The organism is Shewanella psychrophila (assembly GCF_002005305.1).
Lineage (GTDB): Bacteria > Pseudomonadota > Gammaproteobacteria > Enterobacterales > Shewanellaceae > Shewanella > Shewanella psychrophila.
The window spans coordinates 442,849-455,711 of sequence record NZ_CP014782.1 but is presented as its reverse complement, the minus strand read 5'-3'; the positions used below and the strand labels follow the sequence as shown (position 1 = coordinate 455,711).

Below are 12,863 nucleotides of genomic sequence, written 5' to 3'. Positions count from 1 at the left end.
TTGCAACATATTTTATTCGTGCAATTTTTTACTAGCCTAAAGGAATAATCGGCAGCTAATATAGTAAAAAGATGTGAGAATTAGTACAAAGGCAGTGAGAAGTGACTGAAGAGAAAATTGAATATTGGCGTAATCCCATAGTGCCAGAGATGGAGCTCAGTACAGCTAGCTTCCAGCACTTTGAGTTTGCTCAACATGTTCATCTCGACTACCACATAGGCGTCGTGACTCAGGGCGGTCAAAAATATCAGCACAAGGGCGAAAGTTACCATTTAAGCAAGGGATGCATCTCGACCTTAAACCCCGATGAGGCTCATAATGGCCAAAGCGTTGAGGAGGAGGGTTACCAAGCCAATGTCATGTCCATTCCCATAACCTATATCAATCAGATCACCTCTGAACTTAGTATCAGGGAGCAGTTTTTTTCATCTCCTCTCTCATGGGCTCCAGACCTTCACCAAGCATTTTTACATCTACATAAAAACCTAACCAGTCCCCACGCCAAGCAGGCTCAATTACAAATAGAGACGAGCTTGATGGCTTTCACCACGGAACTGTTCGAACGCTATGGTTCAGTAAAAAAATTGAGTCATCAACAACATGCACTGTCATCTCAGCAGGTTGTCGACATAAAGTCTCAATTTCATGATGAAATGCATAATGTATTTCAACTCGATGATTTAGCCGCTTCGGTGGGTTTGAGTAAATTTCAGTTTTTACGTCAATTTAAAGCCGCCACAGGCATGACACCACACGCCTATTTGAAACGGGTACGATTAGAATACGCCAAGAAAGCCTTGGCAAAAGGCGAAGCTGTGATAGATATCGCCCTGCAAGTTGGCTTCTTCGATCAAAGCCACCTCAACAAAGCCTTTAAACAAGCTTTTCTGATTACTCCCTCTCATTTCCAGAAGCGCGTTATTTAAAATTACACCCTATTTTTACACCCTTGCAATAATTTACAATATCTCCCGCGCTCAATCCCCCATGATGACAACAAGTTATTAAATCGGATCTCAATATGGAACTGCAACTTCTCATCTCTCTTGCCATTATTCACTCTGTCGCTTTGGCGAGCCCAGGCCCGGACTTCGCACTAGTGGTCAAGATGGCCAGCCAGGAAAGCCGTGCTACGGCTATCGCCTCTGCGGTGGGAATATCTGTCGCTATCTTGCTACACAGTTTACTCAGTGTCACCGGCGTGAGTTTAATCATCAAAAGCTCAGACCTACTCTTTGTCGCCGTACAATTAATTGGCGCGAGTTATCTTGGCTGGATGGGCATAGGAGCCATTCGGGGCACAGTGTCACAATGGCGAAAGAAAGTGAGTCCACAGGATTTGGATAATGCCTGTCATCTTGGGCTATCTATCAAACAAGGATTTTTCCAGGGGCTATACACTAACCTACTAAATCCAAAAGCTATGGTGTTCTTTATTACCCTGTTTTCCGCCATGATCACCCCTGACATCAACTTTATCACTAAGGTGAGCGCCGTATTTATCATGCTTATCTTATCCTTAGCCTGGTTTGTATTTATCGCCTTAGTGTTATCTAAGCCCCTTATTCAACTGAAAGTTAAAAGAGCCAGTCCTGTGATTAATTTAGTCACTGGCATACTGTTTATTTCTGTCGCAATCGTCATAGTCTCTGGCGTCATATAAACAGCCTTCTTGATTAAACACTGCTGATTTAGCTGTGTTGTAAAATGAGCCTTAACTTGATCCACCACTCTCAGCTCCATACTCCGGCAGAGGCTGAAAAATGACTAAACCACAGTTAAGGCTCAGACCAGCACTAGAACTGCAGACTGACACTCACTCCCGCAAAGGTCTGCTCTTTAACCTCGAAATTAAGGTCACGCTTGATTCCCCCCTGAGGAATAACATGGCTCATATGCCCGGACAGGGTGAACTGGTGGCTTAAAGGGTAATAAGCTTCGATGCCAAACTGAAAATGATTAGCCCCTGTATATTCTTCATTGGCAAACTTAAAGTCAAAGGCCTGGCTCACATAGGGCGTTACTCGCCCCCTACCCGGTAATGCTAAACTCTTGCCGTGCAGGCTCAACTCGAGAAAGTGCCCTTTAGATTGCAAGGAGTACGTGTGATCAATCGATGCTGTGATCCATTGACTTCCCCTATAAGACAAAGCACTGACGAACTCAATGTCACTTTCACGCTCGGTTCCATATATTTCGACGAATTGCATACCAATCCCCCCATTGAAGGTATCTGTTTCAAATACATCATAAGATACGCCCAACTCCCATTCCCTGTAGTTTTGACTAGTCGCCTGTCCTAAGCTTGAGTAGAGATTAATACTGGCATATTCCAATAACATACTGCCCCAAATGATCCCGCCATTATCCAGCTGATCACGTCCCTCGGTGATATATTGTGTCTCGCCACCAAGTTCAACATAAAAGGCGAGCTGCTCTCTCTCCCCAGGAAGATGTTCTTTTTGTTCTAGTCTGTCATCTAGGGCTTCTATTGACGCCTCTAGTCCTCCAGAGCCAAATATACAAACAACGATAACCAGCACTTTAGATAAGAATACAAATTTGGCCTTACTAGACTCTGCTCGTCTTACATATTGATAGGACATAGGAAGTCCTCCCATAAAATTAGGATAAAATAAAAATTAAAGAGTTAGGGTCTAGAGAGAACTCGCCTCTCTAGACTTTTGACGGCTCATAATGGGTGAATACTGCGTTATTAACAGACCCATTAATGAGTCGTTGAAGACACTACTAGTTCAGCAAGATCAATGAGGTGACATAGAAATAGATCAAGAGCCCAGTCACATCCACTATCGTGGTAATTGCCGGGCTAGCAACAACGGCTGGGTCTTGGCCGAAAACTTTGGCTATCAGGGGAAGAGCGGCGCCTATGACTGTCGCTGTAACCACCTGAAAGAACAGCGCTAAGGCTATTGCACTGCCTAACATAGACAAGGTTAAACCATTAGGTAATTCAACACCATGGGACAAAAAGTACACTTTAATGAATGAAATACACGCCAAACCTAGACCAATAAAGAGTGAGATCCTCAGCTCTTTCCATAAGACCTCGCACCAATTCTTAAGCTTGAGTTCTCCCAAAGCCATAGATCTCACTATTACGGTCGATGCCTGACTGCCTGCATTGCCACCAGTGTCGGCGACCATCGGCATATAGAGTGCCAATATAGTTAGCGCAGTGATCGCATCTTCATAACTTTGGATCACCATACCCGATAAGATACCTACGCCAGCTAACCCCACAATCCAGAAAATACGCTTTTTGACATGGGCCAATACCGATGTTTGCATATAGGGCGCGTCATTATCATCAGCCTGTATGCCCATCAACATCTCTACATCTTGAGTCTGTTCCTGCTGCATCACCACCATCGCTTCTTTAGCACTCAGTGCGCCTACAGGCCTTCCCCAGAGATCGACAACAGGTAAACAATCCATATCGCTATGTTGCAACATGGCAACCGCTTTTTCTCTATCTGTGCAGGCATGGCAAGCCCCTATCGTCTCAGCAATATCGGCTAATAATATTGTCTCACTATGATTGAGCAATTGGTGTATTGGCAGAACAGCGCGATAACAGCCTTGTTCATCGACAATGAAAGCCACTTTATTATCAAAGGCTTCACTGGTTTCATGTATTTTGGCGATGGCATCACCAACACACATATCACCAGTAAATGAAAGTTGAGGAGTTGTTGAAATCACAGAAATAACAGGATGATTCTCAACCTCAATTTTCTCCATATCGCTCACAAACCTAGCGGGCATGTGGCTAAAAAAAGTATTTCTCTCAGTCTCAGGCAAGAGTTGATGAATATAGAAACACTGCATCAAAGATTTATTATCAAGCCAACCTTGAATAACACCTTTAGCTTGTTCTTGCATAAAACTAATCAGCTGGTCACTGACATCATCACTCTCAAATTGAATGGTATCATTATTCCAGAAATTTAAATTATGAGTTAAGTTAATATTAAGGTTGTTTTTAATTCCGGCAGAAATATTGGACATGTGTCGTCCTCCCATAGTATAGGGTTTTAAACTTATATTGATTGACTATGACTCGATAGATATCGAGATATAATATAAATAGAATAGGAGTGACAGCAGAAAGGGAGTTTATGACAAATACAGATTTAATTAATTTAACATCAATTTCAGCATAAGTACCCAATCACGCCGTTTTCTCTACTCGGAGGAATGTCGATTTCCATTTTTGTTTCCTAATAATAAATAAACAATAAACATAGCAGGATATGTATAAATTAAACTCTACATTTAATAATAGCTAGAGCATAGATCTGTTATGTAACGTCACAATATAACTGGCTACGCAAAGCACTGATATAAATCATAAGCAAAGAAATACAGTGCTAGAATATGGATGTTAGCTATAGCATATAGTACTGAGCACATGGCGATACGAGCACTAGTCATTGTGATACAAAGTGTTGTTTTTGAAGCAAAGGCGGGGAAAGCAAGAAACGAAAAAGAAGGGATAGTTCTGAATGAAACCTAAGATGGTTATTTTACCAGAATTTAATTCTCCAAGCGCTAATGCTAATTCCCTTTAAACTGTCGGTATCCATAGAGCGGTCTCACCTAATAAATTTGAGCTGAATTATAGTGATATAATAAATCATGTCAAGAACAAACCCACTAAGAACACGTAAAAACCAGAATTACTTTAAAATCTAGTAAAAACTGATAAGTATCGTATCTAAAATCAAATTAAACCGTACGGAACACTCAATAATAAACTGTAAAAACATAGCCTACTAGAACCAAACTATTAATTGAATATTAAAACTAACCATAAAAACAAAATAAACGAATAAGTCATACTAAAGATATTCGCTAATTTATAACATTCTACATTCGCGTCGGGCACACAAGTTATAATAATTTCCAATAAACTAGTGTACTAAGATGAGTGTTTAGCTTCAGTGACTATTTTTAATCACTGAACCTAAGGTTATACCAATCGGTATGACCTGATTTACACAAGTTGGTACTTTTCCAATCGATAGAGAAAGGCCTTATAACTTAAGCCTAAAAACTTTGCAGCCTTCGTACGATTACCTTGATGCTTGTTCATGGCCTGCTCTAAGCAGTCTTTCTCGAAAACTTCCCATTCAATCCCCTCTTCAGGCAAAGAGAATTGACTGGTATTTAGTGGTTTTGGCTGACTCGATAACTCTTCAAGCATCTCCTCTTCATCTCCGAGCAACACGAATCGCTCTATGCGATTTGACAGCTCTCTGACGTTTCCAGGCCATGGGTGATCCAGTAGCTGCTTTAAGGTATTGGCAGATAATTTAGCTTGCTCCATCTTGTATTGACCACTGTGCAGCTTCAAAAAATGCTCGACTAGCCTGCCAATATCTTCCTGTCGCTCTCTTAATGGGGGCATATGGATCGGTACAACATTGAGTCGATAATAGAGATCCTCTCTAAACCGCCCCTCTTCCACCTCAAACTTGAGATCCCTGTGGGTGGCGGCAATAACCCTCACATCCAGTTTGATCTCGCCATTTTGTCCCAAACGACTGATAAGACCCTCCTGGAGAAAGCGGAGTAAGTTAGTTTGCTGCAGCAGAGGTAATTCACCTATCTCATCGAGAAAAATCGTACCACCATTGGCCGCTTCTAACTTACCGATTTTTAACGACGTCGCGCCGGTATATGCCCCTTTCTCGGCACCAAATAATTCCGACTCAGCTAATGACTCGGGAATGGAGCCACAATTGATGGCAATAAAAGGTTTATGCTTCCTCTGGGACAGTTGGTACAAGGCTCGGGCCGCAAGCTCCTTACCTGTACCACTCTCACCGCCAATCAATACAGTGGCATCGGTGGCACTCACTCGTTGCACTCGAGAGTAAACCTTCTGCATACAGGGCGCTTTACCCACAATACCCACCAGCTCTTGCTGTTGAGACAATTCAGATGTGAGGCGTCTATTTTGTTTCTTTAATACCAGAGACTTAGCAACTTTCTCTATCGCTAGTAATAGGGACTGACGCTGGTAAGGCTTAGCCAAATAATCATCCGCACCTGCCTGCATAGCATCGACTGCATGTGTGATCGTACCGTATGCCGTCGCTATAATAAATCCCATATCAGGATGCTCGCGTCTAACATAAGTCAAGAGATCCATGCCGCTAAGCTGACCTAACTTCCAATCTGAAAATACCAGATCCGGAACATCTTGCTTCAATGACACAATGGCGCCCTCGACACTATCGGCACTGGTGATTTGATAATTATTAGCTTCAAGCATTTGTGAAATAAGGCTTCGCTGATCAGGTTCATCTTCCACAACCAGTATCTTTAATCTCTCAACTTTCATTGTGCCGCCTCTGAGTCTCTATTCGCCGATTTAGAAAATGTTAACTTCACTAAAGTACCACCAGTGGGATTGTCTTCAAATTGTATATCGCCACCATAATGCCCCTTAATCAGTCGCTCCGCGATATAGATCCCCATACCTGTACCTTCTGTTTTTGTGGTCACATGGGGCTGACTTAAACGCTCCCTGACCTCAGGCAATATACCCTTACCGCTATCTTTTATTATTACCTGATAACTATCGTCGCGATTTTTTATTGATACCTCAACGCTACCATCCTCAGGTGTAGCCTCTACAGCATTAATCAAAACCGCATGCAATATGCTTCTTATTTCTGACTCGGCACCATTAATCGCAGCTAAACAGTCTGCTGAGTGAAATGTAATCTTAGGCTTAGAGCCATTAATAGAGAGTTCAAGTAAAATATCTTGGATGATAGCCTTGATGGGCACGCTATGACTGCGATTAACCTCATTACTCGATAGGGTCAACAGAGATTGGATACTTTTATCCATCATGGCGATTTTCTGTTGTATTTTTTGCAGTAGCTCAGCCCCCTCCTCCTTGCTTTGGGCCTGCATTGCGCCTTCAGATAATAAACCTACGGTGTGCAATGGATTACGTAGACTATGGGCTATACCTCGTGTTACCTCCCCTAATTCGGCTAACTGCTGCTGTTGAGTCATTAACTGCTCTTTTTCACTCAGTTGGGCGAGCTTTCGACTCATCTTATTAAAGCCAGTCAAGATAGCTTTCAACTCTTTCACCCCTTTTTCTTCAACTTGAAAGCCTAGGTCACCATCACCTAATTTTTCGTGACCTTTAGCCAGCTTAGTCAAAGGCGAACTAATATAATGACTCAACAGATAGGCCATTATTAATGCTCCGATTGAAGTTAACAGTATTAGGGCTAGCATAGACTCACTGAAACGCTCCAATTGATTATTGGTATTTTGACTCGGAATGGCTAAATCGTGGATGAAACTGAAGGCAGGCTTTCCTTCACTCGGTGCTGTTGGTACCTCGATAATGGCAACATTACCGTCTTCCAACCAGGTATTGGTGTCAATTTGAATTTGGCTCACAGCCTCATGTAGCCGCTCACGGTATGAGATAGCTGCCTCACGGCGAGCCTCAACGATATTAGCTCTTTGCATTTTCTCTAACTCACGCTCATGAACCGCCATCTCTCTCAAGTGTGCCTTTAATTCACCTTGTTTTTCCTGCATTGCAGCTTGTATATCTCTGCGTTCCTGCCGTGAAAAATCATGAGGATTCTTAGTCTCGATTAAGATGATCTCTTCCGTCAGCTGTCCGATCTCTTGGCTTATCTCTTCGATATCAAATTGAAAATCACTCCTAGCCTCTTCGATATCTTGGATAGTTTCCTGTAACTCATCCTCCGAGAACTCAACAACAAACTCCTGCTCACTGCCGACATTATCTATCAACACCTTGACTAAATTTTTAGAGAGCGTCCGCGAACTTTGGCTCAACTCACTCTGTAGCTCTCCCTTATAGTACTGAGAAATCAGCAGTTGGCTGATCCCAAGTAATACAATCAAGGTCCCAAAAAGGAGAAACACATAACGCTTTATCGACATACTCGCTCCATCTTACCCATACCTAAATTTTGCCTTAAAACTTTAGCTATACAAGAAAAGTACCAAGCTTAAAATACAAGCGCTAACAGTCGTTTGCAAACAAACATTATCATAATCACAACATAATTCCTCATATAAGGAAGTCACATACTCATATCGGGTAGCCTTAACGCTTTTCCTCTGATCTCTCTATCTCAACCAAGCAAAAATCGCTCATCTTATTGTTTTATATTGATATCTAAATATTGGCATGAACTTGGCTATCTCTAACACAGACACTCAATAACCGAGGTCAAGTAAAACTGAGCAGGCAGGGTAAAACCTTAGCCATAAAATTAAATAAATCATTACTCTATTAAGGGATGTAAGGACTAAATATGAAACTTAAAAATATCGTGATCGCATTAGCCTGTAGTGGCCTGCTAGCATTGAATGTAGTAGCGGCGCCAACCGAGATACATCAGCTTGAGTTTGAAGACAAAACCACCTTCGCCAAAATCAAGAGTGATGAGAATAAACTTACTCAGGTTAAAGTCAGAGTTGGTGAGGATAAACAAACCTTTACCTTCACCCAAGATGAGCTAACAGATCCGCAAGTGATAAAGGACAAGCTAAGTAGCCTACCTAAAGCCTCAGCCACTAAAGTCGCTCACTTGCTGAGTAGAATGGCAAACAGGCAAGACTTAGGCTTTGACCTCATCGTTGAAAACGAGCTCGATCCAAAAACACTGTTGAAAATTGAAAAAATAAGCCGCTTAATGGAAACTAAAGGGCATGAAATGGAGGCTAAGGCAAGAGAATTTGAAGTGCATGTTGCCCAGATGGAATCCCACGCCCACGAAATGGAAGCCAAAGCGATGGCACTCGAAATCTATTTCGATCAGCATGAAGAAGAGTTCGATATAATCATGAATGAGCTGGCCGATGAAGTCTCCGAAATAACCTCAAATTTCAGTGATATCGAGATAGAAATTCATGAAGGTGGTGCCGATAGTCAACATGTATTTATCTTTCATGGTGATGAAAAATCTGATATTACCCAGCACTTAATTGAATCTATTAAGCAAAGCGAACTGACAGAAGAGCAGAAACAGGCCATAAGAGATGCATTAAACTAAATCAATTAACATCTTAGATGTAGAAATGTGAACACTGCCAGGTTTGAGTATCCACAAATAGAGTAGTCTCTAAATATCAATTACTTGATTTTCGGAGCTTCACATGTGGTGGCGTACTCTTATCATTTCTCTGGCTTTTTTATTGATCGGCGCTCATTTCATGCGTTATGGCTACATTCTTGTCTGCTCACTTTTCGCACTGGCTCCCCTGCTGCTTTTCATCAGACATAAATTCGCAACTCGCCTATTACAAGTCACCTTAGTCACTAGCGCCTTACTCGTTTGGGGGATGAGCGGATATGAATTTGTGCAGATGCGTTTGGCTCTTGAGCAACCTTGGCTTAGATTGGGGATGATCATGGCGGCGGTAGCTGCTTTCACCTTAATCGCCGCAGCATGCTGCAATGGCATAATAGCTAAGCGTGCTAGGTCTAGGTCGCTAGTTTAACGTTTTTAACCATCACAGATTAGAATGTGCTGCTTAACCTCTTATTATTACCTTGGTTATTACTAACTTGGTTATTACCGCTGCAGGTCATCTGTTGATTAATGTTAGCGGTCAATAAACGCCGACTTATCATATCGATCACTATGTTGAGCATGGCGGTACACACCAGTAAGAATAGTGCTGAGCTGTAGCGGATCTCAGCAAAGCCGCTGTCGATGTAAAAACCTAAGGTCGCAACACCTAACATTCCTAAGATTGCTGTCTCACGTAAGATGACTTCGAAGCGATAAAACACCAAGCTCATAAGATTCGGGTATATCTGGGGCAATACCTCATAACAATATCCATCGAGCCTGCCATTGTAATATGCCGAGACCTCTAAGGTATCGGACTGCCTCACTGTTAAGTAAGCAATCAAAGCACCATTGTGAAGCGCCAGAGCTAGCATGGCTGGTAGCATAGATGGACCCAATAGCATCATGAAGATAAAGGCAAAAATATACTCAGGCACAGATCTAAACACTAGCAAGCTCAACTTGGCACAGGTTGACAGCACGGTCCCAGTCAACATTCTGGATGAAAGCGCCGAGCTAACCAAGGCAATAATATGAGCCATGGCCAGCGCGGATAAGGCAAGCAATAAGGTGATGGCTAGACCTGGCAAGGCTTGAGTGAAGAATAATTTCTGTGCCCAGCTCAGCAGTTGATTGACAAGATTTAAATCGATTTGACGCCAATGCTCAACGTGCTGCAAAGCAGGAGGTAATATGTCTACCGTGATAAAACGCCATAACAGCATGCCATCGACACTGGGAATACTAGGCAAGGTATATAAGCCAGCTAAGATATAAAACACGATGAGCTTAGGCTGGCACCAATACCTTATCGTACCAATCAAGGCAATAAACAAGATTAACAGAGCTGCACCTTCATGATAATTCCCCTGCCTGAAAGCCGTTTCCAGATAAAAACCTATGGTCGGCATACCGATAAATCCCAACACGGCACTGCTTCTTAAGGCACATTCGAATCGATAACGAACATAAGCAAAGATAGAGGGGAGTACATGACTGATACGACCATAGAAGTATCGGCTAATTCTATCGGTATTAGCAGGTAAAGTTTGAGTCGTTGTTTGGGGAGCTTGTATCAGGATATCGTTAAATACTCTGGCAAAAGTAGCACCATAAGGTAAGGCTATCGCCAATATTCCCGTTATAGGTGACAAGCCAAACACTTGCAGAAACAGCAGCGCCCAAAAGATTTCATGAATCGAGCGTGTAACCGCACAAAAGGCTGCAACCAAGCGGTTGGAATACAAGAAAGATAGTGGCACCCCGAAAAGCAAGCCACCGACCACACCAAGCAGAGCAAAAGAGACCGTTTGCCAAAGGGATTCAAATAAATACTCTGTGGCGAAAAAATCAGGGCTCATAAAACCCTCGGCCATTCTGAGCAACTCACTCCAAGGGTCAAGAGAGATAATCTCGGTATCGGACAAAACAAAACATAGAGTCGCGATGAGCCATAACAGCAAGGTTAACTTCTGCCAATAGCTAAAGAATGGATAGCCCTTGGCCATGGCCTTAGGCTGAGATTTAGGCATGGTTTAATGTATCTGACGCTAAGTCAGAAACCGAACCCGAATATAGCTCATCGATGTGGCTCGAGTTTATTTCCTCGTGGGGGATATCCAGCTTAAGTTGGCCCTGACTCAGGCCAATAACACGATCAAAATATGATAGGGCAGATGACTTATCATGCAGCACCATGATGACAGTTTCATGGCGGGCAAACACGAGATCCAATAGGCGTTTACCCATAATAGGATCTAAAGCCGAAAAGGGTTCATCACCAATAAAAGTGGATTTCTCTTGGTAGAGGGCTCTGGCTAGTGCGACGCGTTGACGTTGACCACCAGAAAGGGTTGAAAGCTTCTTACTGATAGGAAAGTCGAGTGCTAATTCTCGACATAATTCATTTATTTCATTTAATGGCTTTTTGAACGGAGCAATCAAATTGACTAGATTATAAACCCAATGATGCCTGGCTAATGCCCCCATATACACATTATGGTAAGCACTTAAGCTATCAACTAATCCCTGTTTTTGTGAGCAATAAGCGGCATTGTCTTTTAGCAACAGATAGAGGTGAGCCAACAACGTCGACTTACCGGCACCTGAGGTCCCTATTATCGCCACCTTCTCTCCGGCTTCTATCGTCAGAGAGAGCCTATCAATAGCCAGCTTGTCAGCATATTTAAGGGTCAAGTTTTCAAATGTTATCATAGTGAATAAATACTAGTCGATGAGCCCTATAGTTTTAGCAATATTTTCAATAGGTTGATAATCCGAATTCTCAGCTTCTACGAAAGACTTTCTTGGAAAGCTAGCAAGTAGTTCAGGATCTTTCATGTCGAGCAAGGCTTGTGTCAGCTTAGCCTTAAACTCGTCTCCGAATGTCTCATTCACCCCTTGCCTTACCGTCCACTGATAATCCGGGTATGACGGGCTCTGCCAGATCACATCGACCTTATCCAGATCGACAATGCCTTTAGCCAACGCCACCTCCCAAACTTTATAATTAACCGCGCCAACCTGATACGCCCCAGCCTGAACCTGGGCTATGGTGCGGCTATGGTCACCGGAGAAGCCAATACGAGAGAACACATCTTTAGCCTTCTTACCTAGATTTCGCTCGATAAAAAATTGCGGCATTAGGCGGCCCGATGTAGAGCCTTTTGAACCATAGGTAAAGGTGTAACCATTTAAATTAGGAAAGCTCTCAGATGGCAGGATGTCAGCCGAATGATGCGCAATAAAGTAACTCTTAAAAAACTGATCTTCATAACCTTGAGCAATCGCTTCAGAGCCAGGGACCAAACGACGCGCCTGCACCCCAGATAAGCCACCAAACCAAGCCAGTTGAACTTGGTTATTCCTGAATGCGGTTACCGCTGCCGAGTAGGATTTAACCGGAATATATCTGACATCGACGCCTAATTGGGTCTCAAGATATTCAGCAACTTTGTCGAAACGTGTACGAAGCTGACTCTCATCTTCATCAGGAATGGCGGTGAAAGTAAATACAGTCGCAAACGCACCGGAAGAAAGCGTGCTTAAAAGTAGTAGAGCGACTATGTTTATTAGCCTCATGAGATGTTTCCTGTCAGTAAAAATTGTGCAGGATTTTAACGATAATGGCCTCAGAAACAAAGTGATTTATTGCAAAAATAAGACTCTATCTCGATTTGCTGCCATTTATCTTCAAATTAAGTCAGCTGGTATTAAGTTACGTTCACGTAAAATATTGGCAAATAC

Annotated in this window: 11 protein-coding genes; 4 read left to right on the top strand and 7 right to left on the bottom strand. The window is 42.6% G+C overall.

Features of this window, described 5'->3' with window-relative positions; genetic code table 11:
• Nucleotides 1-149: 149 nt before the first annotated feature.
• On the top strand, nucleotides 150-926 hold the full coding sequence (locus tag sps_RS02130) for a helix-turn-helix transcriptional regulator (protein ID WP_077755517.1): 777 nt from the start codon (nucleotides 150-152) through the stop codon (nucleotides 924-926).
• A gap of 95 nt (nucleotides 927-1,021) precedes the next feature.
• Nucleotides 1,022-1,663, top strand: a complete 642-nt coding sequence (locus tag sps_RS02125) for a LysE family translocator (protein ID WP_077750965.1) — start codon at nucleotides 1,022-1,024, stop codon at nucleotides 1,661-1,663.
• 133 nt (nucleotides 1,664-1,796) lie between these two features.
• On the opposite strand, the gene sps_RS02120 is transcribed toward sps_RS02125, so the two are convergent.
• The 4 genes from sps_RS02120 to sps_RS02105 all read right to left on the bottom strand — a co-directional run bounded on the left by sps_RS02120 (nucleotide 1,797) and on the right by sps_RS02105 (nucleotide 7,977).
• On the bottom strand, nucleotides 1,797-2,606 hold the full coding sequence (locus sps_RS02120; RefSeq protein ID WP_077750964.1) for a hypothetical protein: 810 nt from the start codon (nucleotides 2,604-2,606) through the stop codon (nucleotides 1,797-1,799).
• Nucleotides 2,607-2,751: 145 nt separating this feature from the next.
• Entirely contained in the window at nucleotides 2,752-4,032 is a 1,281-nt protein-coding gene (locus sps_RS02115) for a magnesium transporter (RefSeq protein WP_077750963.1), read from the bottom strand.
• A gap of 988 nt (nucleotides 4,033-5,020) precedes the next feature.
• Nucleotides 5,021-6,373, bottom strand: coding sequence for a sigma-54-dependent transcriptional regulator (locus tag sps_RS02110; protein WP_077750962.1), 1,353 nt, complete (start codon nucleotides 6,371-6,373; stop codon nucleotides 5,021-5,023).
• Nucleotides 6,370-7,977, bottom strand: a complete 1,608-nt coding sequence (locus tag sps_RS02105; RefSeq protein WP_077750961.1) for a sensor histidine kinase — start codon at nucleotides 7,975-7,977, stop codon at nucleotides 6,370-6,372. Before sps_RS02105 ends, sps_RS02110 begins: the two co-directional genes overlap by 4 nt.
• 377 nt (nucleotides 7,978-8,354) lie before the next feature.
• Between sps_RS02105 and sps_RS02100 the strand changes: the two genes are divergently transcribed.
• Together sps_RS02100 and sps_RS02095 are read left to right on the top strand one after the other, a co-directional pair.
• Nucleotides 8,355-9,095 (top strand): hypothetical protein, encoded by a 741-nt coding sequence (locus sps_RS02100; protein ID WP_077750960.1) that lies wholly within the window; start codon nucleotides 8,355-8,357, stop codon nucleotides 9,093-9,095.
• A gap of 103 nt (nucleotides 9,096-9,198) precedes the next feature.
• Complete coding sequence (locus sps_RS02095; protein WP_077750959.1) at nucleotides 9,199-9,543, top strand: hypothetical protein; 345 nt, start codon at nucleotides 9,199-9,201, stop codon at nucleotides 9,541-9,543.
• Nucleotides 9,544-9,562: 19 nt separating this feature from the next.
• Here the strand turns inward: sps_RS02095 and sps_RS02090 are convergent, their stop codons facing one another.
• The 3 genes from sps_RS02090 to sps_RS02080 are packed head-to-tail and all read right to left on the bottom strand — an operon-like array spanning nucleotide 9,563 to nucleotide 12,698.
• The gene (locus sps_RS02090) at nucleotides 9,563-11,149 is read right to left on the bottom strand and encodes a PhnE/PtxC family ABC transporter permease (RefSeq protein WP_077750958.1); all 1,587 of its coding nucleotides are present in this window, start codon (nucleotides 11,147-11,149) and stop codon (nucleotides 9,563-9,565) included.
• On the bottom strand, nucleotides 11,142-11,831 hold the full coding sequence (locus sps_RS02085) for an ATP-binding cassette domain-containing protein (protein WP_077750957.1): 690 nt from the start codon (nucleotides 11,829-11,831) through the stop codon (nucleotides 11,142-11,144). Before sps_RS02085 ends, sps_RS02090 begins: the two co-directional genes overlap by 8 nt.
• Before the next feature lie 12 nt (nucleotides 11,832-11,843).
• Nucleotides 11,844-12,698, bottom strand: coding sequence for a putative selenate ABC transporter substrate-binding protein (locus sps_RS02080; protein ID WP_077750956.1), 855 nt, complete (start codon nucleotides 12,696-12,698; stop codon nucleotides 11,844-11,846).
• Nucleotides 12,699-12,863 lie beyond the last annotated feature (165 nt).

Coding starts and splice junctions, on each gene's coding strand:
- sps_RS02090 (WP_077750958.1), bottom strand. CDS start 11,149: ATGCCTAAATCTCAGCCTAAGGCCATGGCCAAGGGCTATCCATTCTTT.
- sps_RS02130 (WP_077755517.1), top strand. CDS start 150: ATGGAGCTCAGTACAGCTAGCTTCCAGCACTTTGAGTTTGCTCAACAT.
- sps_RS02120 (WP_077750964.1), bottom strand. CDS start 2,606: ATGTCCTATCAATATGTAAGACGAGCAGAGTCTAGTAAGGCCAAATTT.
- sps_RS02125 (WP_077750965.1), top strand. CDS start 1,022: ATGGAACTGCAACTTCTCATCTCTCTTGCCATTATTCACTCTGTCGCT.
- sps_RS02100 (WP_077750960.1), top strand. CDS start 8,355: ATGAAACTTAAAAATATCGTGATCGCATTAGCCTGTAGTGGCCTGCTA.
- sps_RS02105 (WP_077750961.1), bottom strand. CDS start 7,977: ATGTCGATAAAGCGTTATGTGTTTCTCCTTTTTGGGACCTTGATTGTA.
- sps_RS02110 (WP_077750962.1), bottom strand. CDS start 6,373: ATGAAAGTTGAGAGATTAAAGATACTGGTTGTGGAAGATGAACCTGAT.
- sps_RS02080 (WP_077750956.1), bottom strand. CDS start 12,698: ATGAGGCTAATAAACATAGTCGCTCTACTACTTTTAAGCACGCTTTCT.
- sps_RS02085 (WP_077750957.1), bottom strand. CDS start 11,831: ATGATAACATTTGAAAACTTGACCCTTAAATATGCTGACAAGCTGGCT.
- sps_RS02095 (WP_077750959.1), top strand. CDS start 9,199: ATGTGGTGGCGTACTCTTATCATTTCTCTGGCTTTTTTATTGATCGGC.
- sps_RS02115 (WP_077750963.1), bottom strand. CDS start 4,032: ATGTCCAATATTTCTGCCGGAATTAAAAACAACCTTAATATTAACTTA.